The sequence below is a fragment of the Agrococcus sp. KRD186 genome (assembly GCF_017168255.1).
Lineage (GTDB): Bacteria > Actinomycetota > Actinomycetes > Actinomycetales > Microbacteriaceae > Agrococcus.
Genome location: NZ_JABFAP010000001.1, coordinates 347,493 through 369,799, shown reverse-complemented (window position 1 = coordinate 369,799; position 22,307 = coordinate 347,493). Strand labels below are relative to the sequence as shown.

Below are 22,307 nucleotides of genomic sequence, written 5' to 3'. Positions count from 1 at the left end.
TCAGACGGTCGGGAAGTTCGTCACCGGCAGCAGCCGGTTGCCCGAGACGCGGGCGATGCCGATCAGCCGCTCGCCGTGCACGGCGGCAACGATGCCGCTCTCGCCCTCGAGCGCGGGCGTCTTGCGGCCGTGCATGAGGTTCGCGGCCCGCTCGTCGTCGAGCTGCGCGACAGGCAGGATGCGCGCGGCGGCCTGAGCAGGCGGCACGAGCAGCCGGGCCGCGCCCGTCTCGGGCAGCGCGTCGGCGATCGGTGCGCCGTCGACCTCGAACGGCCCCACGCGCGTGCGGCGCAGCGCGCTCAGGTGCCCGCCGACGCCGAGCGCCTCCCCCAGATCACGCGCGAGCGCACGGATGTAGGTGCCGCTCGAGCAGTCGACCAGCACGTCGACCTCTGCGGGCAGGTCGGCGGATACGGCGGGCCGGAAGGCGAGCACGTCGAAGCGGGAGACGGTGACGGGCCGGGCGGCCAGCGCCAGCTGCTCCCCCGCCCGCACCCGGCTGTAGGCGCGCTCGCCGTCGACCTTGATGGCGCTGACGGAGGAGGGCACTTGCTCGATCTCGCCCGTCAGTGCCCCGATCGGCGCCGTGAGGTCGTCGCCCGACAGGTGCGACGCATCCGCCGTCGTGGTCACCTCGCCCTCGGCGTCGTCGGTGGTGGTGGCGGAGCCCAGCGCGATGGTCGCCGTGTAGGTCTTGTCGAGGCCGACCATGTGCGTCAGCAGGCGCGTGGAGGGGCCGACGCCGAGGATGAGCAGGCCCGTCGCCATCGGGTCGAGCGTGCCGGCGTGGCCGACCTTGCGGGTGCCGAGCGCACGGCGGGCGCGGCTGACGGCGGTGTGGCTCGTGATGCCCTGCGGCTTGTCGACGAGCAGGATGCCGTCGGGGCTGGAAGGGGCTGCTGGCACCCTGCGAGCCTACCGGCGGATAGCCTGGCCGGCATGGCGATGGACGACTCGACAGCACCCGCGCGGCAGCGCATCGCGGTGATCGGCGCGGGCGCGATCGGGGGCGTGATCGCGGCTCGGTTGGATGCGGTCGGTCACCACGTGACGGTCACGGCGCGGGGCGAGAACCTGGCGGCGATCCGCGCCGAGGGGCTGCGCATCAAGGGCGGCTTCGGCGCGCACACGGCGCCGGTGGCGGCGCTCGAGGTGCTCACGGAGGCGCCGGATGCGGCGATCCTGGCCGTCAAGGCGACCGGCGCCGTCGAGGCGCTGGAGGCGAACCGGGCGGCGCTCGCGGGGGTGCCGCTGCTGGTGGTGCAGAACGGGCTGGGCGGCGAGCGCGCGGCCGCACGGCTGCTCGGGCACGAGCGCGTCGCCGGCGGCATCTCGCTCATGGCGGCGAACTCGCTCGAGCCCGGCATCGTCACCGTGACGGCTGACGGCGACACGATCGTGGGCGGCGTCGAGGGGGCGCGCTTCGCGGCGCTGCTGGGCGATGCGCTGCCGACGAGCGAGACGCCCTCGATCGAGGGCGCGCAGTGGACGAAGCTGCTCATCAACATGGTGAACGCCATCCCCGCCATCGTCGGGCACTCGGTGCAGGACGTCATCAGCGACCCGGGGCTGCGACGCGTCATGCTCGCCTCGATGCGCGAGACCGCCCGCACGGGGTTCGCCGCGGGGGTGGCCTTCCAGCCGCTGCAGGGCCTCACTCCGCTGCTCGTGCGGCTCGTCGCCTACGCCCCGCGCCGCATCGCGCAGCAGGTGCCGCTGCGCATCAGGGAGCGCCTGGGCGCGGTGCCCAACCTCGGCTCGACGCAGCAGTCGATCCGGCGCGGGCAGCTGACCGAGGTCGACGCGATCAATGGCGCGGTGGTGGATGCGGCGGTGCGGCTCGGGCGCGAGGCGCCCGTCAACGCGGCGCTCGTCGAGCTCGTGCACGAGGTGGAGCGCACGGGCGACTTCCTGCCGCCGTCGGTGGTGCGGGGTCTCGCCTAGCAGCTGTCGGCGAAGGACTGGAAGGGCTTGCGCCAGTCGGTGTTGTCGACGATGAAGGTGGCCTTGCGGCGCGGGGTGGAGTTCGACTCGTAGAGGTCGTGCGCCTCGCGGTAGCGGCGGTGCGACTCGTGCTGCACGTCCGGGTGCGCGCCATCCCGTGCGCGCATCCGCTCGCCTCTGACCCGGTCGCTCGCCTCCAGGTAGACGACCGCGTGCCACTTGCCAGCGAGCGCCGGGCGCTGCAGGAAGACGCCGTCGACGATGAGCACCGCATCCGGACCGGCCGTCCGCCACTCCATCTCGACCGACGCATCCCTGTGCAGGTCGAAGGCGGCGGTCTGGAACCCGGTCGAACCGCCCATCCGGAACGGGTGCAGCAGCACCCGGTCGAGCAGCTCGGTGTCGAAGGCATCCTCGTAGTAGCCCTTGGGCGAGTCGCGGCCCTGGCGGTAGCGGAACGCCTGCGGGCGGTGGAAGTCGTCGACGCTGGCGCGGAACGCCTCGGCGCCGGCGCGCGCGAAGGCGACCTGCAGTGCATCGGCGAAGTGCGTCTTGCCGGTGCCGTCGCGGCCCTCGACCGCCACCAGCCGGCGGCCGCTCGGGTTGCGGCGCAGCATGAGCTCGGCCAGCTGCGTGTAGAGCTGCTTCTGCTCGGGCGTCCACGACGCGGCCCGCATGAGGAGTGCGCTGTCGACCATGCGGCCAGCCTAGACGGCCGCGGGTCGACGGGCTCGGTGCGCGCGGCGTGCGGCGTGCGGCGTCAGGCGACCGGCGTCAGGCGACCGGGGTCGGCGGCGCCACCGGGCGCTTGCCATAGGCGAGGCGGCGCAGCAGCACCTCGGCGGGCCCGCGCGTGCCGGCCCGGTCGAGGATCGCGGCGATCACGAGCGTGACGAGCCAGACGCCGACCGCGTAGCCGGTGGCCGCGAGCGGCGTGAGCTGCGCGCCGAGGCCGAAGCCCCATGCCGCGAGCACGGGCGCGAAGAGCACCGACTGCGCGAGGTAGCCGCTCAGCGAGCGCTTGCCGAGGGCGGCGATCGCGCCGGTGACGATGCCGCGACGCTCGCCGACGGCGGCTGCGACGAGCCCGAACAGTGCGGCGTAGCCGATGCCGCCGGCCACGCCGGCGAGGCTCGAGATGCCCATCGTGCCCCAGGAGATCGCGGGGTCGAACAGCATTCCCGCGAACTGCAGCGCGGCGAGCGCGCCGCCCGCCCAGCCGATCGCGATGCCGATGATCGCGATGCGGATGAGCAGGGCGCGGTGCTCGGCCGGACGGTCGAGCAGACCGCGGCGCGCCGCCAGGATGCCGAGCACCACCGCGAGCGGCACGGTCAGGGCGAGCACCTGGCCGGGCGTCGCCAGGAGCCACAAGCCGATGCTCTGCAGCATGAACAGCAGGTAGTTCGATTCCGCCGGCGGCATCGGGAGGCTGCCGCTTGCGAACTGTGAAGGGTCGCCGGCGACGCCGCTGCTGAGCACGAGTCCGCTCACGAGGCTGAAGAGCCCGAACAGGCTCAGCAGCCCGACGAGCACCCACGCGACGATTCGCAGCGTGCGATCCGAGCGGCGCAGCAGCAGCCACGTCACGATGAGCCCGACGAGCCCGTAGGCTCCGACGATGTCGCCGAACCACAGCAGCAGCGCGTGCACGGCGCCGAACGCGAGCATCCACGCGTGCCGGCGCTGCAGCAGCCGCCTCGCATCGCGCCACGGTGTGCCCGCGGCGGCCTGTCTGCTGTACATCTGCCAGATGCCGTAGCCGAACAGGAACGCGAACAGCGGGTAGGCGCGGCCGTCGATCGCGACCAGCGAGAACAGCTGGTAGGCGAGGTCGGCGCCCTCGTAGCCGATGCCGTGCGCGTTCGTCAGCCCGCGCTCGGCGGCGTAGAGCCACCACGGCACGTTCGCGACCGCGATGAGCAGCAGCATCAGACCGCGCGCGAGATCGGGGGCGAGGCTGCGGCCTCGCGCGGCGGTCGCCGCAGCGGCCAGGTCGACCTCGTCGTTCGGTGCGTGCGGCTGCGGCATCTGCGGGTGAGGGTGCGGGACGGTCACCTGCCCGACGCTATCGAGCGGCCGTCTACGCTGGCTGGATGCCCGGCGACCTCCCGATGAACGAGCTCGCCGAGTGGTACCTCGACAGTGCCCGCGACCTGCCCTGGCGGCGCCCGGAGTTCGACGCCTGGGGCACCCTCGTGAGCGAGATCATGCTGCAGCAGACCCAGGCCTCGCGCGTCGCGGTCGAGATCGACCGCTGGCTCACCCGCTGGCCGACGCCGGCCGACCTCGCCGATGCGCCCACGCACGAGGTGCTGCGCCAGTGGGGCACGCTCGGCTACCCGCGGCGAGCGCTGCGGCTGCAGGACACCGCACGTGCGATCGTCGAGCGGCACGGCGGCGCGGTGCCCAGGGATGTGGATGCGCTGCTCGCGCTGCCGGGCGTCGGCGACTACACGGCGCGGGCCGTCGCCGTCTTCCACTACGGCGACCGCCACCCGGTGGTCGACACGAACGTGCGGCGGGTCGTCGCCCGTGCGGTGCACGGGCAGGGCGAGGCAGGGCCCGCGCGGCGACGCGACCTGGCCGACGCCGAGGCCCTGCTGCCTGCGGACGCGCGGGACGCATCCGTCATCTCCATCGCGCTGATGGAGCTCGGCGCGCTCGTCTGCACGGCCAGGAAGCCGGCCTGCGAAGCATGCCCCATCGCCGACGCGTGCGCGTGGCGCGCGGCCGGCTACCCGCCGTACGAGGGCAGGCGCGCGCCGCGGCAGTCGACCTTCGCCGGCAGCGACCGACAGGCGCGCGGCACCGTGCTGCGGGCGCTGCGGGGCCTCGACGTGCCGCTGACCGACGCGGAGGCGGCGCAGCTGTGGCACGACGCGGAGCAGCTCGAGCGGGCGCTCGCGTCGCTCGCCGCCGACGGACTGGTCGTGCGAGCCGGCGCCAGCACCCGCCTGCCCGACTGACGATCTCAACGTGTGAGGTGACAGCTCGGCGCAGGGGATGCGGCGAGCCACCACCTGACACGTTGAGAATCAGCGGGGCATAGGTTGGTGCCCATGCCGGCACGACACCAGCGACTGACCGAGACCACCGACGAGCTCGATGCGGCGCTCGCCGCCATCAGGGCAGAGCTCGAGCTGACGAGCGAGTTCCCGCCCCAGGCGCAGGCCGAGGCCGAGGCCTTCGCGGCCGACCCGCAGCTGCCGGAGGCCGACCAGACGGGCGTCGCGTTCGTCACCATCGACCCGCCCGGCTCCACCGACCTCGACCAGGCGCTGCACATCGAGCGCGCCGGCGAGGGCTTCGTGGTGCGCTACGCGATCGCCGACGTGCCCGCCTTCGTCTCCCCCGGCGGCGCGATCGACGCCGAGGCGCGGCGGCGCGGCCAGACGATGTACGCGCCCGACGGCCGCGTGCCGCTGCACCCGCCGGTCGTGAGCGAGGGCGCAGCGAGCCTGCTCGCCGGGCAGGAGCGCGGCGCCTACGTGTGGTCGATGCAGCTGGATGCGTCTGGTGACGTCACCGAGACGACCCTCGAGCGCGCACGAGTGCGCTCGCGCGAGCAGCTCACCTACGAGCAGGCGCAGGAGCGGGTCGAATCGGGCGATGCGATGCTCGGGCTGCTGGCGACGGTGGGCGAGCTGCGCATCGCGCTCGAGGAGGCGCGCGAGGGCGCGAGCCTCGACATGCCGGAGGAGCAGATCGAGCGCGACGGCGAGAGCTTCGTGATCGAGCGGCGCGTGCTGCTGCCGGTCGAGCGCTGGAACGCGCAGATCTCGCTCATGACCGGCATGGAGGCGGCGAACCTGCAGCTGCGGGCGAAGCGCGGCATCCTGCGCACGATGCCGCGGCCGCCCGAGGGCGACGTGCACCGCTTCCGCAAGGAGGTGCGGGCGATCGGCGAGGAGTGGGCGAAGGGCGAGCACTACGGCGCGTTCCTGCGGCGGCTCGACCGCGAGAAGCCGACCACGCTCGCGATCCTGCAGGCAGCCAGGCGGCTCTTCCGCGGCGCCGGTTACGACGTGCTGCACGACGGCTCGCAGGCGGCTGAGCTCGAGCAGGCCGCGATCGGTGCCCCCTACGCGCACACCACCGCGCCGCTGCGCCGGCTCGTCGACCGCTACGTGCTCGCGCACTGCGAGGCGATCGCCAACGGCCGCGAGATCCCCCAGTGGGCGGCCGACGGCCTCGAGGGGCTGCCAGAGATCATGCAGCGCTCGAGCCAGCTGGCGAACCGCCTCGAGCGCGAGTCGATCGACGCCGTCGAGATCGCCGTGCTGCAGGGCCGCATCGGCGACGAGTTCGACGCGGTGGTGGTCGAGAGCCGCAAGGAGGGCGCGACCATCCAGCTGATCGACCCGCCCACGGAGGCCAGGTGTGAGACGGATGCGGAGCCCGGCTCGCGCATCAGGGTGCGGCTGACCGAGGCAGACCTGGGCAAGCGGCTGCTGCGGTTCGCCCAGGTGTAGCAGGTGACTTCTGCGGCACTGGTCGAGGTGCCGGGGAACTGCGGCACGCGAGAACGCGCAACGGAGCCACCGCGAGGTGGCCTCGGCTAGCGTTCGACTTTCAACGCGTCAGTGGCAGGTGGAACTCTCAGTCCATGTTCTTGTTCTACGTCGATGAGTGTGGGGACAACTCATTGGCTCGCGACGCTGGCGGCACGGGATTGAAGGCCGGTGTCAGCGAGTTCTTCACGCTGTCGGCAGTGGGAATCAGAGATAGTTCACGTGGCGCAATCGCACGCGATCTCGTCAAGATCAAACGAAAGTGGCTGGGCTTCGAGAGCTCGCACGACCTGACCGGGTGGTCCGCTACGGAGATCAAGGGACGACATCTCGGGCGCGCCGCACGATCGGTCGCGGCGGGGAAGCGACTGCCTCGGCCGCTGGGATTCTCGTTGCTGACGAACCACGATGAAGTCGACGGATTGTTGCGAGACCTCGGCCTAATCTTCACGCGGTACCGACCGATCACCTTCAGCGTCACCGTGACAAGCGCGAGCATGGCAAACGTTCCGACGCGTTCGATCCGGTGGGAGTCGCCTACGCCTACCTTCACCAGCGAGTGGCGTTGACGCTCGAGCACCTCTTCGAAGGCGAGAGGTCGATACGGAGCTGAGTTCTTGGGATCGCGAACTGATTCAGTTGGCCGATATCGTCGCGTACTCGGCCACCGAATGTGTGCGATCCGGGAGCGCACCAGCGCACGCGAGCTACCTGTGGACTCAGATCCGATCGACGCTCGCGATGCATTGGCGTACCGGATCACCGGCCGGACGGGGCTTCGCTGCACATCCCCCAACTGCAGCCATGCCCGATCTGGGGTGAACGAAGTAACCGGCACTAGTTGGGGCCACCGGATATCCGGAAGCGGGCTGACTAGCGCCGGTGCAACTGACGCTACCAGCCGCGGCGGTGCTCGTCCAACGGCCGTCCGACCGCTTGTGGACGCATTGAGGGCTATCGCCCACTCGACGACCGTGGCTGGCTCAGGCCTCGTCGCGCTCGTCGTCCTCGTGCGGCTTGCGGTACGGGTCGGCGTCGCCGGCGTACTTCCCTGCGGCAGCCGCCTCCTGGGCGGCCTTGTCGCGCATCCGCGCCTCGTCGAGCAGGTGCTCGATCGACGCCGCGTTCTCGGGCAGCGCGTCGAGGAAGAACTCGATCGCCGGCGTCAGGCGCAGCGAGAGCCCCTTGCCGATCTCGCGCCGCACCACGCCCTTGGCGCTCGCGAGGGCGATGGCCGTGTCGGCACGCTCCTCGTCGCTGCCGTAGACGGTGTAGAAGATCGACGCGTGCTGCAGGTCTCCGGTGACCCGGACATCCGTGATCGTCACGAAGCCGAGTCGCGGATCCTTCACCTCGCGCTCGAGGGCGCGCACGGTGATCTCGCGGATGCGGTCGGCGATCTTCCTCGCCCTGGGGTTCTCCTTCATGACTTCCTCCAGTCTCTGAAGACGGGTATGGGGCGACCGTGGCCGCCCCATACCTTGTCACGCGATCAGACGCGCGGCTTCTCCACCATCTCGGTGGTCTCGATCTCGTCACCGATCTGCAGATCGTTGAACTTGCCGAGGCCGATACCGCACTCGTAGTCCGTCTTCACCTCGGTGACGTCGTCCTTGAAGCGGCGCAGCGACTCGATGGCCAGGCCATCGGCCAGCACGATGCCGTCGCGGATGACGCGGGCCTTCGCGTTGCGGGTGATCGTGCCGGAGCGGACGATCGAGCCCGCGATGTTGCCGAACTTCGACGAGCGGAAGACCTCGCGGATCTCCGCCACACCCGACCTGACCTCCTGGTACTCAGGCTTGAGCATGCCCTTGAGCGAGTTCTCGATGTCATCGATCGCTGCGTAGATGACGTTGTAGAACCGCACGTCGACACCCTCACGGGCGGCGCGCTCACGAGCCTTCGGGTCAGGGCGCACGTTGAAGCCGATGATGACGGCGCTGTCGACCGTCGCGAGGTTCACGTCGGACTCCGTGACGCCACCGACACCGCGGTGGATGATCCGCAGGTCGACCGTGTCGTCCACCTCGATCTTCAGCAGCGACTCCTCGAGCGCCTCCACGGCACCCGAGACGTCACCCTTGATGATGAGGTTGAGCGTCTCGACCTTGCCCTGCTCGAGCTGGGTCTTCCAGTCCTCGAGCGACAGGCGCTTGCGTGCCTTCGCCAGCTGGGCGTTGCGCTCGACGGCCTCACGCTTCTCAGCGATCTGACGCGCCGTGCGGTCCTCCTCGGTCGAGATGAACGTGTCACCTGCACGGGGAACGCTCGAGAGGCCCTGCACCTGCACCGGCATCGAGGGGTACGCCTCCTGCACCATCTCGCCGCGGTCGTCGACCATCGCGCGGACGCGGCCGTAGGCCGTTCCCGCCACGATGGCGTCGCCGACGCGCAGCGTTCCGGACTGGATGAGCACGGTCGCGACCGAGCCGCGGCCCTTGTCGAGGCGAGCCTCGATGGCGACGCCGCGCGCCTCCTTGTTCGGGTTCGCGCGCAGGTCGAGGCCGGCGTCCGCCGTCAGCAGCACCGCCTCGAGCAGCTCGTCGATGCCGGTGCGAGCCAGCGCCGAGACGTCGACGAACATCGTGTCGCCGCCGTACTCCTCTGCCACCAGGCCGTACTCGGTGAGCTGCTGGCGCACCTTGGCCGGGTTGGCGTCGGCCTTGTCGACCTTGTTGACCGCGACCACGATCGGCACGCCTGCGGCCTGCGCGTGGTTCAGCGCCTCCACCGTCTGCGGCATGATGCCGTCGTCGGCCGCGACCACCAGGATCGCGATGTCGGTGACCTGCGCACCGCGGGCACGCATGGCGGTGAACGCCTCGTGACCGGGGGTGTCGATGAAGGTGACCGAGCGGTCCTCGCCCTCGTGCTCCTGCCAGACCTGGTAGGCGCCGATGTGCTGGGTGATGCCGCCGGCCTCGCCCTCGATGACGTTCTCGTTGCGGATCGCGTCGAGCAGGCGGGTCTTTCCATGGTCGACGTGACCCATGACGGTGACCACCGGCGAGCGGTACTCCAGGTCCTCCTCCGACTCGTCCTCGAGCTCCTGCGCGAGATCGATGTCGAAGCCCTCCAGGAGCTCCTTGTCCTCGTCCTCGGGGCTGACGATCTGCATGCGGTAGCCGAGCTCGGCGCCCAGCAGCTCGAAGGTCGCCTCGTCGAGCGACTCGGTCGCCGTCGCCATCTCACCCAGGTGGAACAGCACGGTCACGAGGTCGCCGGGGCTCGCGTCGATCTTCTCGGCGAAGTCGGCGATCGACGCACCGCGGCGCATGCGGACGACGGTGGTGCCGTCGCCGCGACGCACCTTGACACCGCCGATCGACGGGGCCTCCCGCATCTCGAACTCGAGCCGCTTCGTGCGCTTCGACTTGCGCGACTTGCCCTTGGCGCCGCCCTTGCCGAACGCGCCGGCAGTGCCGCCGCGCCCACGACCGCCGCCGCGGCCCGCGAAGGCGGGACCGCCGCGACCGGGAGCGCCGGGACCGGGAGCGCCGGCACCGGGACGCTGGAAACCGCCACCGGGACGACCGCCCTGTCCAGGACGGCCACCGGCAGCACCGGTGCGCGGAGCGCCCGGGCGGGGAGAGCCGGGACGGGGTGCGCCCGGGCGCGGCGCACCGGGGCGCGGCGCTGCCGGACGAGCGTCGCCGCCCTGCTTGCTGGTGAACGGGTTGTTGCCGCCACGGGGACGGCCCATGCCCTGGCTGGAGGCGAAGGGGTTGTTGCCGGGCCGGGGCGCGCCGGGGCGCGCCATGGGGCGCGGGATGGCGTTGGGCGTCGGGCCGGATGCGGCGTCGCCAGCGGGTGCGCCGCCGTCGGACTTCGGCGCCTCGGCCTGCGCAGGCTGCTGGGCAACGGGTGCCGGAGCAGCCTGCGGCGCGGGTGCCGGGGCGTCAGCCTTCGGGGCCGGTGCATCGGTCTTGGGAGCCGGGGCAGGCTTGCTCGCGGCGGGTGCCTTGGCTGGAGCCTTCTCAGGGGCCTTGGCGGGCGCTGCATCGGCCTTCTTCTCGGGCGCTGCACCAGCGCCGTCCGCCTCGAGGGCGGCCTTGAGCTTGCGAGCGACGGGGGGCGCGACCGCTGAGGCGGGCCCCTTGACGAACTCGCCCATCTCCTTGAGCTTGGCCATGGCGACCTTGCTCTCGACGCCGACTTCGGCGGCGATCTCGTGAACGCGTGGGTTTGCCACTTCTCTCCTGTCCTGGTCCGCCCAGGACAGGGCGGACGTCAATAGCTGACGGGTCTCATTTCGAGCTGCTCATCAGTTGTCCATGTGGGTTTCGTTCCTTCGGTCGGGGCTCAGACGAGCCCGTCCTGTGCCCATCGGGCGATGGGCGAGGTATCCAGGTGCCGCTGGCGCAGGGCCCGCGGGATCGCGCGCACTGCGCGTTCCGCGCACTGCTGCGTCGGATGCACCCACGCGCCTCTGCCGGGAAGCCGTCGATCGTGATCGACGACCGCCGCGTCGCCCTGCACAGCGATCCGCACCAGGAGTGCGGGTTCGGAGCGCGCGCGACAGCCAAGGCACGTACGGATGGAGTCCAGCATAACAGGCGACACGCCCGGGCGGCTGAGGTCAGTCCTCCATGACGGAGTCGGGCTGGATGTCGATCTTCGCGCCGGTGAGCTTCGCGGCCAGTCGCGCGTTCTGCCCCTCGCGGCCGATCGCGAGGGAGAGCTGGAAGTCGGGCACCAGCGCACGCACGGCCCTGGTCTTCTCGTCGAGCATGAACGCATCCGACACCCGTGCGGGGCTGAGCGCGCTGGCGACGAAGGCGGGCAGGTCGTCGGAGAAGTCGACGATGTCGACCTTCTCCTCCCCCAGCTCTGCCTGCACGGCGCGCACCCGCGCGCCCATCTCGCCGATGCAGGCGCCCTTGGCGTTGATGCCCGGTTGCGTCGCGCGCACGGCGATCTTCGAGCGGTGGCCGGCCTCGCGGGCGATCGCCACGATCTCGACGGCGCCGGAGGCGATCTCGGGCACCTCGAGCGCGAACAGCCGGCGCACGAGCGAGGGGTGCGTGCGGCTGACGGTCACCTGGGGCCCGCGCTGGCCGCGCTCGACCTTGGTGATGTAGACGCGCATCCGCTTGCCGTGCTTGTACTCCTCGCCCGGTGCCTGCTCCTCGGGCGGCAGCAGCGCCTCCATGTCGTCGCCGAGCTTGACCTGCACCATGCGCGGGTTGGTGCCCTGCTGCACGACGCCGGCGATGATGTCGCCCTCGCGATCCTTGTAGGCGCCCAGCACGGTCTCGTCGCTCTTGTCGCGCAGCGCCTGGAAGATGACCTGCTTGGCGGCGGTCGCGGCGATGCGGCTGAAGTCGTCGGTGGTCGCGATCGATTCGCCGATGCGGTTGCCATCCTCGTCGAGCTCTGGCTCGTAGAGCGTGACCTCGCCGGTCTTGCGGTCGATCTCGACGCGCGGCTGCGGCGCCGCGGGGTCGGGCTTCTCGCCCGAGCGCACGTGCGCCTGCAGGATGGCCTGCTCGGTGATGCGGATCAAGTCGTCCTGGGAGATCTCCCGCTCGCGCTCGACGGTCTTCAGCACGTTCAGATCGATCTTCACTTGTGGGCTCCTTGTTCCTGCGGTCCGTTCGGCAACGAATGCCGACCGGTCAGTCTACAGGCACGCCGGGGTCGACGGGGCGGGGCCGGATGCCTCACATCACCGCCCGAGCCGGGACCGAGCCGGGTCATAGGTCTACTGTGATTGCTCGTGGACGCATTCAACGATCTGATCCTGACGGCCGGCGACTTCTGGTGGACCTGGATCGTGCTGCCCATCCTCGCCGCACTGGGCATCTACTTCACCGTGCGCAGCGGCGTCGTGCAGCTGCGACTGCTGCCGGCGATGTTCACGGTGCTCGGCGACAAGACGCCGAAGGCCCGCGACGGCAGCGCGCAGTCGGTCTCCGCCTTCCAGGCGTTCACCATCTCGGCCGCCAGCCGCGTGGGCGTCGGCAACATCGCCGGCGTCGCCACCGCGATCGCGATCGGCGGCCCCGGCGCGATCTTCTGGATGTGGACCATGGCGTTCGTCGGCGGCGCCTCCTCCTTCATCGAGTCGACGCTCGCCCAGCTCTACAAGCACCGCTACAGCGACGGCTTCCGCGGCGGCCCCGCGTACTACATGCAGCGCGGCCTCGGGAAGCGCTGGATGGGCATCCTCTTCGCGGTCATCCTGATCGCCGTCTTCCCCTTCGCGTTCTCCTCGCTGCAGGCCAACACGATCGTCGCGACGATCAGCTCGACTGTCGGCACGGATGCCCCCTGGCTCGCCTGGACGCTCGGCATCGCGGTCGCGATCCTGACGGCCCTGATCATCTTCGGCGGCGTGCGCCGCATCGCGAAGGTCACCGAGACGCTCGTGCCGGCGATGGCGCTGCTGTACCTGATCCTCGGCATCATGATCGTGGCGATGAACATCACCGAGGTGCCGCGGGTGCTCGGCGAGATCTACGCCGGCGCCTTCGGGTTCCAGCAGGTCGCCGGCGGTGCGATCGGCACGATCCTCATGCAGGGCGTCAAGCGCGGCATGTTCTCGAACGAGGCCGGGCTCGGCTCTGCGCCGAACGCCGGCGCCTCGGCCGCCGTCACGCACCCCGCGAAGCAGGGCCTGGTGCAGACCCTCGGCGTCTACTTCGACACGTTCCTGGTCTGCTCGATCACCGCCTTCATCATCCTGGTCTCGACGCCCGACCTCACCGGTGCCGAGGGCGGCATCAGCCTCACCTTCGACGCGCTCACCGGCCAGCTCGGCGCGTGGGCGGGCATCGCACTGTCGGTGATCGTGTTCCTGCTGGCGTTCTCGTCGATCATCGGCAACTACTACTACGGCGAGTCGAACATCGAGTTCATCACCGAGCGCCCCTGGGTGCTGACCGTCTACCGCGTGCTCGCGGTGGTGGCCGTGGTGGGCGGCTCGGTGATCGCGACGGCGACCATCTGGAACACCGCCGACCTGCTCATGGGCCTGATGGCGATCGTCAACCTGGTCGCGATCGGCCTGCTCTCGGGCGTCGCCTTCAAGGTGCTGAAGAACTACGACGAGCAGCGCCGCGCGGGCAAGGACCCGGTCTTCACCCGCGACATGCTGCCGGAGGTGCGCGGCATCGAGGTGTGGGAGGACGTGCAGACGGTCACCGGCCAGTGGGAGGTCGTCGAGCCCGAGGCGGAGACCGAGCGCCCGCGCTGACTAGCGCCCGAGCGCAGCCTCGAGGTTCGCGATCTCCACCTTCGAGCGCTCCCCCGTCGCGCGGTCCCAGACCTCGACCGAGCCCTCGACAGCATCGCGGCCGACGACCACGATCTGCGGCACGCCGATGAGCTCGGCGTCGCCGAACTTGACGCCGGGCGAGACCTTGGGGCGGTCGTCGAAGAGCACCTCGAGGCCGCGGCCCTCGAGCTCGGCGACCACCGTCTCGGCGACGCCGAAGATGGCCTCGTCACGGCCCGTGGCGACCACGTGCACGTCGAACGGCGCCACCTCGCGCGGCCAGATGAGGCCCTTCTGGTCGTGGGCGATCTCAGCGATCGCGGCCAGGTTGCGGGTCACGCCGATGCCGTACGAGCCCATCGTGACGGTGACGAGCTTGCCGTTCTGGTCGAGCACCTTGAGGCCGAGCGCCTCTGCGAACTTGCGACCCAGCTGGAAGACGTGGCCGACCTCCATACCGCGCTCGAGCGTGACGGGGCCAGAGCCGTCGGGAGCGGGGTCGCCGGCACGCACGTCGGCGGCCTCAACCCATCCGTCACCGACGAAGTCGCGACCGGCGACCAGCCCGAAGACGTGCTTGCCGGGCTCGTTCGCACCGGTGATCCAGCTCGAGCCGTCGACGACCCGCTTGTCGAGCAGGTAGCGGATGCCGGTTGCGGCCTGCTCGCCCAGCACTGCGCCCGATGGCGACCACGGGCCGATGTAGCCCTTCACGAGGCCAGGGTTGGCCGTGAAGTCGTCCTCGTCGGCCGCGATGACCTCAGCCGGCTGGAACGCCACCTCGACACGCTTCTCGTCGACCTCGCGGTCGCCGGGGAGACCGATGATGACGAGCTCGCGCTCGCCGCCGGGGTGCGTGAGACGCAGCACGACGTTCTTGAGCGTGTCGGCGGCTGTCCATGCTCGGCCATCCTCGCGAGGGAAGCGCGCGTTCGCGTCGGCGACGAGGGTCTCGATCGTCGGGGTCGCCGGCGTCTCCCGCACCACCGCGTCCGCCTGCCCCTCGATCGCGATGGGCGCCGGCACGACGGTCTCGAACTTCTCGACGTTGGCGGAATAGCCACCGGCCGAGCGCACGATGGTGTCCTCGCCGACCGGCGTCGGGTGCATGAACTCCTCGGACTTCGAGCCGCCCATGGCGCCGGCGTCTGCATCGACGATGACGTAGTCGAGCCCGAGGCGCTGGAAGATGCGCTCGTAGGCATCGCGCTGGCCCTGATACGAGGCCGCGAGCCCCGCGTCATCGACGTCGAACGAGTAGGCGTCCTTCATCGTGAACTCGCGGGCGCGCAGCAGACCGGCCCGGGGGCGCGCCTCGTCGCGGTACTTGTCCTGGATCTGGAAGATCGTCAGCGGCAGCGACTTGTAGCTCGAGACCAGGTCCTGCACGAGCAGCGTGAAGACCTCCTCATGCGTGGGGGCGAGCAGGTGGTCAGCGCCCTTGCGGTCCTGCAGCGTGAAGATGCCGTCGCCGTACTCCGTCCAGCGACCGCTGCGCTCGTACGGCTCGCGCGGCAGCAGGCCGGGGAAGAGCACCTCCTGGGCACCCACCGCCTCCATCTCCTCGCGCACGATGCGCTCGATGTTGCGGCGCACCCGCAGGCCCAGCGGCAGCCACGAGTAGAGGCCGGCCCCTGCGCGGCGGATGTAGCCGGCGCGCAGCAGCAGTCGGTGGCTCGCGACCTCGGCCTCGGCCGGGTCCTCGCGGAGCGTGGTGAAGAAGAGCTGGGAGAGGCGGATCACCCTTGCGAGTCTAGGTGCGTGGGTCAGATCCTTTCGGGTAACGCGCCGGGGGCGGATCCGGTGGCCAGCGCGGGACGCTGGGAGAATCGGTGCATGACGGTGGCTGCTGGCCCGGAGGGCCTGTTCGAGATCGAGCCGGGTGAGGCGCGGGCGACGAGATCGGCGGCGCCGGCCGCCGCGGCCAAGACGTTCCGCGGCTACGACCAGAGCCAAAGCTTCCTGCTCCCGCCGAGCCTGGATGACTGGCTGGACGAGGACGATGAGGCCCGGTTCATCTCCGAGGTCGTCGAAGACATCCTGGATCTGTCGCCTGTCTACGCGTCGTACGCGTCCGCCTCGGGCGCACCTCCGTATGACCCGCGGATGATGCTGAAGCTACTGCTGTTCGCGTACGCGACGGGCGTGACCTCGTCTCGTGAGCTGGAGCGGCGGTGCAAGCGCGACATCGCCTTCCGGTGGCTGTCGGGCAATCAGGCGCCGGACTACCGGTCCCTGGCCCGGTTCCGTCGCCGCCACCTGGACGCCCTGCCGGGGCTGTTCCTGCAGGTGCTGCGCGTGTGCGCGCAGGCGGGACTGGTGCGGTTGGGGCGGGTCGCGCTGGATGGCACGAAGGTGGCCGCGAACGCGTCCCGGCACAAGGCGATGAGCTACGAACGGATCGTGCCGAAGATCGAGCAGCTCCAAGCCGAGGTCGACGCGCTCCTGGCCGAGGCGGAGGCAGTCGATGCGGCCGAGGATCAGCAGTTCGGTGAGGACCGGCGCGGGGATGAGATCGCCCCGGAGCTGGCCCGCCGCGAGGGACGCCTGGCGAAGCTGCGGGCGGCGAAGGACGCGATCGAGGCCGAGACGGCCGAGAAGGCGGCAGCCGCGGCGCGGAAGAAGGCCGAAGCCGCCGGCCAGCCCGCCGAGCAGGCCGACGCGGCCGTGGCCGCCGCGGTCGACAGGGCGGCGCCGAAGCCGAAAGCGCAACGCAACTTCACCGATCCCGAGGCGCGGATGATGAAGACCAACCGCGGCTTCGACTACGCGTTCAACGCCCAGGCCGTCGTCGATGAAGCCCACCAGATCGTGCTGACCGCCGAGGTCACCCAGCAGGCCACCGATGTCCAGCAGTTCGTCCCGATGACCGTCCAGACCACACGGAACCTCGACGCAGCGGGGATTGATCGTGCCCCGGGCGCCGTCCTCGCTGATGCGGGCTACTGCTCGGAAGCCAACCTCGAAGCTGCCGAAACACTGGATGCGCAGGTCTTGATCGCGACGGGACGGCAACGCCACGGCGAGCAGTTCCCCACCACCGGCGTGGCAGAGCCGGCCCCGGAGGGCGCGAGCCGGCGGGAGAAGATGGCGCACGCGCTACGCACCGAGCAGGGCCGTGCCGGCTACGCGCGCCGCAAAGCGATCGTGGAGCCCGCGTTCGGGCAGATGAAGACCCGGCAGAACGCCGGACAGCTCCGGCTGCGCGGACTCGCCGGCGCGCAAGGCGAATGGCTGCTCCACACGATCTGCCACAACCTGCGCAAGCTCCGCGGCGCTACCGACGCCGGGCTGGCGCCCGCGTAGCCCTCCACGGGGGTCCTGGGCGTCGCGGCGTCCGCCGACAGCCACCACGAGCCCCTTGCCGTGCGATCCTGACGCTCGCACGCCGGAACATGCCGCCCGTGCCCCGCTCCCCGCTCGTCAACGCGCGACGCCAGAGCCAACGCCGCCGCTCATGTCACCGATTCTGACCCGCGCACCTAGAGACTCACCAGGGCTGCTCGACGCTCGGGCCGCCGCCGGGCTCTTCGCCCTCGTCGTACTGGTCCTGCTGCTGCTGCTCCTCCTGCGCATCCTGGTTCTGATCCTCGAGCTGCTCCTCCGGCGTCTGCGGCTCGCCATCGCCATCGCCCTCGCCCTCGCCTTCGCCCTCGCCGTCCTGCGACGACCCGGCCTCGATCTTCTCCTCGATGCGCGGCACGGCGGCCTCGAACTGCGCGGCCGTGTCGGCCTCGCCGGGCAGGGGCGTGTCGATGCAGCCCTCGGGCTGCGCCGCGATGAGCGCGAGCGCCTCGGTGTAGAAGCCGTTGGCAGCCTGCGTGTCCGACGCCTCGCGCGCCACGTCACCCTGCTTCTCGATCGCGGTGACCAGCGATGCGACCATGACGCAGTGCTCGTTCATCTGCGGCGCCGTCGTGGGCTCGCCATGCAGCGCGATCGCCTCCTCGATCTTGGCACGGCCCTCCTCGAGGGTGCCAGCCATCGTGAGGTTCACACCGACGGCGAACGGCGCCTTCCACGGCTCGGTCCAGTTCCAGGTCTCGAGCCCCCGTGCCGCCTCCGCGCCCTGCGAGTAGGCCCGCGACTCGAAGCGATCGATCGCGCTCTCGCTGAGCACGTTCACGCTGATCAGCTTCGTCGCCAGGATGATCGCGACCAATGCGAACGGGATGAGCCCGAGCATCAGCCACCAGCGCAGCGTGCGGCGCTGGTCGTCGGTGATCACCCGGCGGCGGAGGAGGCGCTTCATCGCTGCTCCCGCTTCGGCAGGATGCCGCTCGTGGTGCGCAGCGAGCGGGCCAGGCTGAAGCCCTCCCAGGCGAGCAGGAGCGCGATGGGGATGCCGAAGATCCAGGCGACCTCGAGGCGCGCCTCCTCGGTGCGGTCGAGGTTCGCCTCGCCGTCGAGCGCCGCCATCGGGCCCAGCGCATCCTCGATCGGCAGGCCGGGCGCGCGGTGCAGGTAGGTGATGCCGAGCTGGTCGGCGATGCCGCGCAGCCTGCCCTCGTCGATGCGGCTGATCGCGTCGCCGCCGGCCGGGTCCTGCAGGTACTGCTGCTGCTGGCCGGCGTCGAAGCTCGAGACCCGCATGCGCCCGCCCTGCTCGGTGCCGTAGCCGAGCACCAGCCCGCGGTCGATCTGGCCCGCGAGGTCGTCGAACGACTGCGGCTCCTCCTCGGCCGTGTGCTCGCCGTCGCCGAGGTAGAAGACGACGGCGGGGCTGTTCGGATCCTCGGCCGCGCTGCGCTCGAGCTCGGTGCGCAGCAGGTCGTGCGCGGCGGCGACGGAGGTGCCGCGCGACTGCAGAGCGATCTCGGGCCGCAGCGCGCGCACCATCTCGATCACCGCGGAGCCGTCGTCGGTGAGCGGCACGCGCAGGCTCGCCTGCGAGTCGAAGGAGATCACCGAGATATCGGCGCCGGCGAACGAGCGGGCGATCTCGACGACATCCGCCTGCATGCCCGTCAGGCGCGGCTCGGTGCCCCAGTCCTCGGCGGCGACCGACTGCGAGGTGTCGATCATCACGAACACGCGCGCCTGGATGGAGGCGGTCGGCACTTCGCCGCCCGGCAGCGCCGGCCGGAAGGCCATGGCGACGGCGAGCAGCACCAGCAGCGCGCGGCGCATCCAGGCGAGCCGGCGCCCGCGTGCGGCGACCAGCTGCCACAGGCACAGCCCGAGCGCGAGCGCGCCGACGGCGATCACGACGATCGGCAGGGTGGGGTGGAAGCTCAGCATCACAGGCGCACACTCCACGCGATCGCGCACACGCCAGCGACGACGATGAGCACCACGAGCGGCAGCACGCCCGGCCGGTCGACCACCTGGATCTGCGGCGGCGTCTCGATGTAGCCGGCCTCGATGGCGTTGACCCGGTCGATGATCTGCGGCACCGTCTGGGCGAAGTCGAGCGGGAAGTAGGCGCCGCCGGTGCCCTCGGCGGTCTCGCGCAGCTCCCGCGAGACGGGATCGCCGCCCCAGTCGAACGGGTTGATGGCGTAGACGCGCACCTCGTGGTCGACGGCGAGCTGGCCGGCCTGCGGGAGGCTGAAGATCTGCTGCCCGTTCACCATGTTGTCGGTGGCGAGGATGATCGAGCGCGGTCGCTCGCTCGCCTCCAGGTCGGCGAAGTCGAGCACGCAGGAGGCGAGCCCGTCGCCCACCAGCGAGGCGCCCAGGCCGCTGGCGGTGCCGGCGAGGTAGTTGAACTGCTCGTCGGGCCCGAGCGTGCCGTTCAGCGCCCGCTCGTAGCGGCCCAGCTGCTCGGCGATGTAGTCGTAGTCGCTCGTGAGCGGGAACGACATGACGCTGGACGCGTCGAAGATGCGCATGCCGATGCGCTCGCCGTCGAGCCCCGCCGCGATCTGCTGGTAGACGCCCAGGATCTCGGCATCCACGTCGACCATCGAGCCGGAGACGTCGAGGCACAGCACGATGTCGCGCTTGTAGTCATCCTCCTGATTGGCGTGGATGCCGGAGGGGCGTGCCGCGACCGCTCCGGCGACGAGCGCACCGACGACGGAGGCGAGCAGCGCGCCGCCGATCCACAGCCGGTAGCGCAGCAGCGCCCCGCGGAAGGCGGCGAGCCCGGTCATGCGGTCGACGTGCGCGACCGGCAGGCCGCGGTCGCGGCGGTGGCGCGGCAGCCACAGGCCGAGCACGGCGAGCACGACCGCGACCACGCCCGCCAGGGCGAGCATCCACGGCCACAGCAGCATCACATCCACGTCGCCACCACCTGCCTGGCCGAGGCGATCGCGGCATCCGGGTCGTGCTTGGCGGCGCGGCGGAACGACGAGGGGTAGTACTGCGAGACCGCGCCCTCGACCGAGGGCAGGTCGGCCTCGCCCAGATCGCGCAGCGTCATCACCTCTGCCACCACGCCGGTCGACTCGTGGGCGAAAAAGCGCAGCACCATGCTGAGTCGCTGCGAGAGCTCGCGCGGGTCGAGCTCGCCCGCCTCGTGCTCGGCGACCACCTCGTCGATCATCCCCAAGTACTTCTGCTTCACGCTGCGCACGTCGATCGGCACGGGCGGCGGCGGTGGCGGCGTGAGGATGCCGCGCGGCCGCGTCCACAGCCACGAGAAGGCGTACAGCGCGATCACCACCAGCAGCGCGCTCGCGCCCAGCACCCACCACGGCCAGTAGCCGAAGGGGCCGTAGGTGTCGGGGGCGGGCAGCATCGCCAGCCCGGCAGCCTCAGCGGCGCGCACGGCGGTGCCTCACGAGCAGCTGGAAGAGCGATCCGATGGCGGTCTCGGTCGATGCGATGCGAGCGGATGCGATGCCCAGGGTGCGCAGGCCCGTCTCGAGCCGCTCCCGGCGCTCGGCGCTGGCGCCGTCGAAGGCCTTCCGCAGCCCGCGGTCGCGCCGCAGGAAGGCGGGCAGCCCGGTGCCGGTGTCGACGCCGACGAGCTCGCGGTGGTCGCCGGCGCGCGACATCAGGTCGGCGTCGCCGATCGAGACCCACAGCACCTCGTGCCTGGCGTGCAGGCGCCCGAGGTGCACGTCGAGGTCGTGCGTGTAGGCCAGGTCGTCGGCGACCACGACGATCAGCGAGCGTCGACGCATCCGCCGCACCGCATGCTCGAGCACGGACTCCAGATCCGAGCGCGGGCCCTCGACCGAGATGGCCTCGTCGATGCGCCGCAGCATGCGCTCGAGGTGCGACTCGCTGCCGCCCTCCGGCATGTCCTGCCGCCGCTCCTCGTCGCCCATCAGCAGCGCGACGCGGTCGCCGTGGCGGGTGGCGAGGTAGCCCAGCACGCCCGAGACCAGGATGGCGAGCTCGCGCTTCGACTCCCCCGACTCGGCGATGGCCGCCATGTTGCGGCCGGAGTCCACCACCAGCAGCACGTTGTGCTGGCGCGAGGCGATGTAGCGCTTGACGAGCGGCACGTGGCTGCGCGCGGTCGCCTTCCAGTCGATGTCCTTGACCTCGTCGCCCGGCTGGTACTCGCGCAGGTCGTCGAAGTCGTGGCTGCGGCCATGGTGGATCGAGGCGTACTCGCCGTCGAGCAGCTCGAGGGTACGACGATGCGCGTGAATCGACATGGTCGTCTTCACTTTGCGCAGCCGCCGCTGGGTCGTCACGGCGCTACGGGGTCCGCACTGCGCCGAAGATGGCGTCGATGATCTGCTCGCTGGTGACGCCGTCGGCCTCTGCCTCGTAGCCGAGGATCAAGCGGTGGCGCAGCACGGCGTGCCGCAGATCCTTGACGTCCTCCGGGATCACCCAGTCGCGGCCCTGCACGAGCGCGAGCGCCCGCGAGGCCATCGAGAACGACAGCGAGCCGCGCGGGCTGGCGCCGTACTCGATGTAGCCGGCCAGCTGCGCGCCGATGTAGTCCTCCGCGTGCCGCGTCACGTACATCAGCTGCACGACGTAGTTCGTGATCGCCTGGTCGACGTAGACGCGCTTGACGAGCCCCTGCAGGAACCGCACCTCGTCGAGGGTGACGACCGGCTTGTCGTGGTCGTCGTCGAACACACCGGCCTCGGCGCGGCGCACGATCTCGGCCTCCTCGGTCGGCGACGGGTAGGTGAGGATCTCCTTGAGCAGGAAGCGGTCGAGCTGCGCCTCGGGCAGCGTGTAGGTGCCCTCCTGCTCGATCGGGTTCTGGGTCGCGAGCACGATGAACGGCGAGGGCAGCGGGAAGGTCTCGCCGCCGATCGACGTCTGCCGCTCCTGCATCGCCTCGAGCATCGCCGACTGCGTCTTGGCGCTCGAGCGGTTGATCTCGTCGAGCAGCACGAAGTTGGCGTGCACCGGGCCCAGCTGGGTGCGGAACTCGCCCGAGTGCTGGTTGTAGATCTGCGTGCCGACGATGTCGCTGGGCAGCAGGTCGGGCGTGCACTGGATACGGTGGAACGAGGCCGAGACCGCCCGCGCGAGCGTCGCCGCGGCGGTCGTCTTCGCCAGGCCCGGCACCGACTCCATCAGCACGTGGCCGCCGGTCAGCAGCGCGACCAGCAGCGAGCGCAGCAGCTGGTGCTGGCCGACGACGGTCGACTGGAAGGCCTGCTCGATCGAGCGGATGATCGTCGTGGCGCGCTCGAGCTCCTCGGGCGTGATCGGGTCCCTGCCGGGCACTGCTTGGGTCACGCGTCGCTCCTCGCGGT

The 22,307-nt window shown here is 71.0% G+C and carries 20 protein-coding genes; 6 read left to right on the top strand and 14 right to left on the bottom strand.

Annotation, left to right across the window (positions count from 1 at the left end; genetic code table 11):
- A complete protein-coding gene (gene truB / locus J1M46_RS01850) occupies window positions 1-906 on the bottom strand; it encodes a tRNA pseudouridine(55) synthase TruB (protein WP_206446281.1) in 906 nt (301 codons plus the stop codon).
- A gap of 33 nt (window positions 907-939) precedes the next feature.
- Between truB and J1M46_RS01845 the strand changes: the two genes are divergently transcribed.
- Complete coding sequence (locus J1M46_RS01845) at window positions 940-1,944, top strand: ketopantoate reductase family protein (protein WP_241248978.1); 1,005 nt, start codon at window positions 940-942, stop codon at window positions 1,942-1,944.
- On the opposite strand, the gene J1M46_RS01840 is transcribed toward J1M46_RS01845, so the two are convergent.
- The gene (locus tag J1M46_RS01840; protein ID WP_206446280.1) at window positions 1,941-2,642 is read right to left on the bottom strand and encodes a uridine kinase; all 702 of its coding nucleotides are present in this window, start codon (window positions 2,640-2,642) and stop codon (window positions 1,941-1,943) included. The genes J1M46_RS01845 and J1M46_RS01840 overlap by 4 nt on opposite strands.
- A gap of 76 nt (window positions 2,643-2,718) precedes the next feature.
- Complete coding sequence (locus tag J1M46_RS01835; protein ID WP_342384222.1) at window positions 2,719-4,002, bottom strand: DUF418 domain-containing protein; 1,284 nt, start codon at window positions 4,000-4,002, stop codon at window positions 2,719-2,721.
- 38 nt (window positions 4,003-4,040) lie between these two features.
- Between J1M46_RS01835 and J1M46_RS01830 the strand changes: the two genes are divergently transcribed.
- The 3 genes from J1M46_RS01830 to J1M46_RS01820 all read left to right on the top strand — a co-directional run bounded on the left by J1M46_RS01830 (window position 4,041) and on the right by J1M46_RS01820 (window position 7,027).
- Complete coding sequence (locus tag J1M46_RS01830) at window positions 4,041-4,913, top strand: A/G-specific adenine glycosylase (protein WP_241248977.1); 873 nt, start codon at window positions 4,041-4,043, stop codon at window positions 4,911-4,913.
- 93 nt (window positions 4,914-5,006) lie between these two features.
- Window positions 5,007-6,419 carry an RNB domain-containing ribonuclease gene (locus J1M46_RS01825; RefSeq protein ID WP_206446279.1) on the top strand — a complete coding sequence of 471 codons (1,413 nt, stop codon included), beginning with the start codon at window positions 5,007-5,009 and terminating at the stop codon, window positions 6,417-6,419.
- Between the two features lie 134 nt (window positions 6,420-6,553).
- Window positions 6,554-7,027: a hypothetical protein gene (locus J1M46_RS01820; protein WP_206446278.1), complete on the top strand. Its 474-nt coding sequence runs from the start codon at window positions 6,554-6,556 to the stop codon at window positions 7,025-7,027.
- A 414-nt stretch (window positions 7,028-7,441) separates the two neighbouring features.
- Here the strand turns inward: J1M46_RS01820 and rbfA are convergent, their stop codons facing one another.
- From rbfA to nusA, 4 genes are all read right to left on the bottom strand, one after another.
- Window positions 7,442-7,885, bottom strand: coding sequence for a 30S ribosome-binding factor RbfA (gene rbfA, locus J1M46_RS01815; RefSeq protein ID WP_206446277.1), 444 nt, complete (start codon window positions 7,883-7,885; stop codon window positions 7,442-7,444).
- A gap of 65 nt (window positions 7,886-7,950) precedes the next feature.
- Complete coding sequence (gene infB, locus J1M46_RS01810) at window positions 7,951-10,653, bottom strand: translation initiation factor IF-2 (RefSeq protein WP_206446276.1); 2,703 nt, start codon at window positions 10,651-10,653, stop codon at window positions 7,951-7,953.
- A gap of 110 nt (window positions 10,654-10,763) precedes the next feature.
- Window positions 10,764-11,012, bottom strand: coding sequence for a YlxR family protein (locus J1M46_RS01805; RefSeq protein ID WP_206446275.1), 249 nt, complete (start codon window positions 11,010-11,012; stop codon window positions 10,764-10,766).
- A gap of 28 nt (window positions 11,013-11,040) precedes the next feature.
- Entirely contained in the window at window positions 11,041-12,030 is a 990-nt protein-coding gene (gene nusA, locus J1M46_RS01800; protein WP_206446274.1) for a transcription termination factor NusA, read from the bottom strand.
- 150 nt (window positions 12,031-12,180) lie between these two features.
- Here nusA and J1M46_RS01795 point away from each other — a divergent pair, with 150 nt between their 5' ends.
- Window positions 12,181-13,659: an amino acid carrier protein gene (locus tag J1M46_RS01795; RefSeq protein ID WP_206446273.1), complete on the top strand. Its 1,479-nt coding sequence runs from the start codon at window positions 12,181-12,183 to the stop codon at window positions 13,657-13,659.
- On the opposite strand, the gene J1M46_RS01790 is transcribed toward J1M46_RS01795, so the two are convergent.
- Complete coding sequence (locus J1M46_RS01790) at window positions 13,660-15,423, bottom strand: proline--tRNA ligase (protein ID WP_206446272.1); 1,764 nt, start codon at window positions 15,421-15,423, stop codon at window positions 13,660-13,662.
- A 93-nt stretch (window positions 15,424-15,516) separates the two neighbouring features.
- Between J1M46_RS01790 and J1M46_RS01785 the strand changes: the two genes are divergently transcribed.
- Window positions 15,517-16,986, top strand: a complete 1,470-nt coding sequence (locus tag J1M46_RS01785) for an IS1182 family transposase (RefSeq protein ID WP_446698548.1) — start codon at window positions 15,517-15,519, stop codon at window positions 16,984-16,986.
- A gap of 184 nt (window positions 16,987-17,170) precedes the next feature.
- Here J1M46_RS01785 and J1M46_RS01780 read toward each other — a convergent pair whose 3' ends face one another.
- The 6 genes from J1M46_RS01780 to J1M46_RS01755 are packed head-to-tail and all read right to left on the bottom strand — an operon-like array spanning window position 17,171 to window position 22,290.
- On the bottom strand, window positions 17,171-17,932 hold the full coding sequence (locus J1M46_RS01780) for a hypothetical protein (RefSeq protein WP_206446271.1): 762 nt from the start codon (window positions 17,930-17,932) through the stop codon (window positions 17,171-17,173).
- A complete protein-coding gene (locus J1M46_RS01775; RefSeq protein WP_241249202.1) occupies window positions 17,929-18,921 on the bottom strand; it encodes a vWA domain-containing protein in 993 nt (330 codons plus the stop codon). The genes J1M46_RS01780 and J1M46_RS01775 overlap by 4 nt, the downstream gene beginning before the upstream one ends.
- On the bottom strand, window positions 18,921-19,910 hold the full coding sequence (locus J1M46_RS01770) for a VWA domain-containing protein (RefSeq protein ID WP_206446269.1): 990 nt from the start codon (window positions 19,908-19,910) through the stop codon (window positions 18,921-18,923). The genes J1M46_RS01775 and J1M46_RS01770 overlap by 1 nt, the downstream gene beginning before the upstream one ends.
- Window positions 19,901-20,398 (bottom strand): hypothetical protein, encoded by a 498-nt coding sequence (locus J1M46_RS01765; protein ID WP_206446268.1) that lies wholly within the window; start codon window positions 20,396-20,398, stop codon window positions 19,901-19,903. Before J1M46_RS01765 ends, J1M46_RS01770 begins: the two co-directional genes overlap by 10 nt.
- Window positions 20,385-21,239: a DUF58 domain-containing protein gene (locus J1M46_RS01760; RefSeq protein ID WP_206446267.1), complete on the bottom strand. Its 855-nt coding sequence runs from the start codon at window positions 21,237-21,239 to the stop codon at window positions 20,385-20,387. The genes J1M46_RS01765 and J1M46_RS01760 overlap by 14 nt, the downstream gene beginning before the upstream one ends.
- A 43-nt stretch (window positions 21,240-21,282) precedes the next feature.
- Entirely contained in the window at window positions 21,283-22,290 is a 1,008-nt protein-coding gene (locus J1M46_RS01755; RefSeq protein ID WP_342384221.1) for an AAA family ATPase, read from the bottom strand.
- Window positions 22,291-22,307 lie beyond the last annotated feature (17 nt).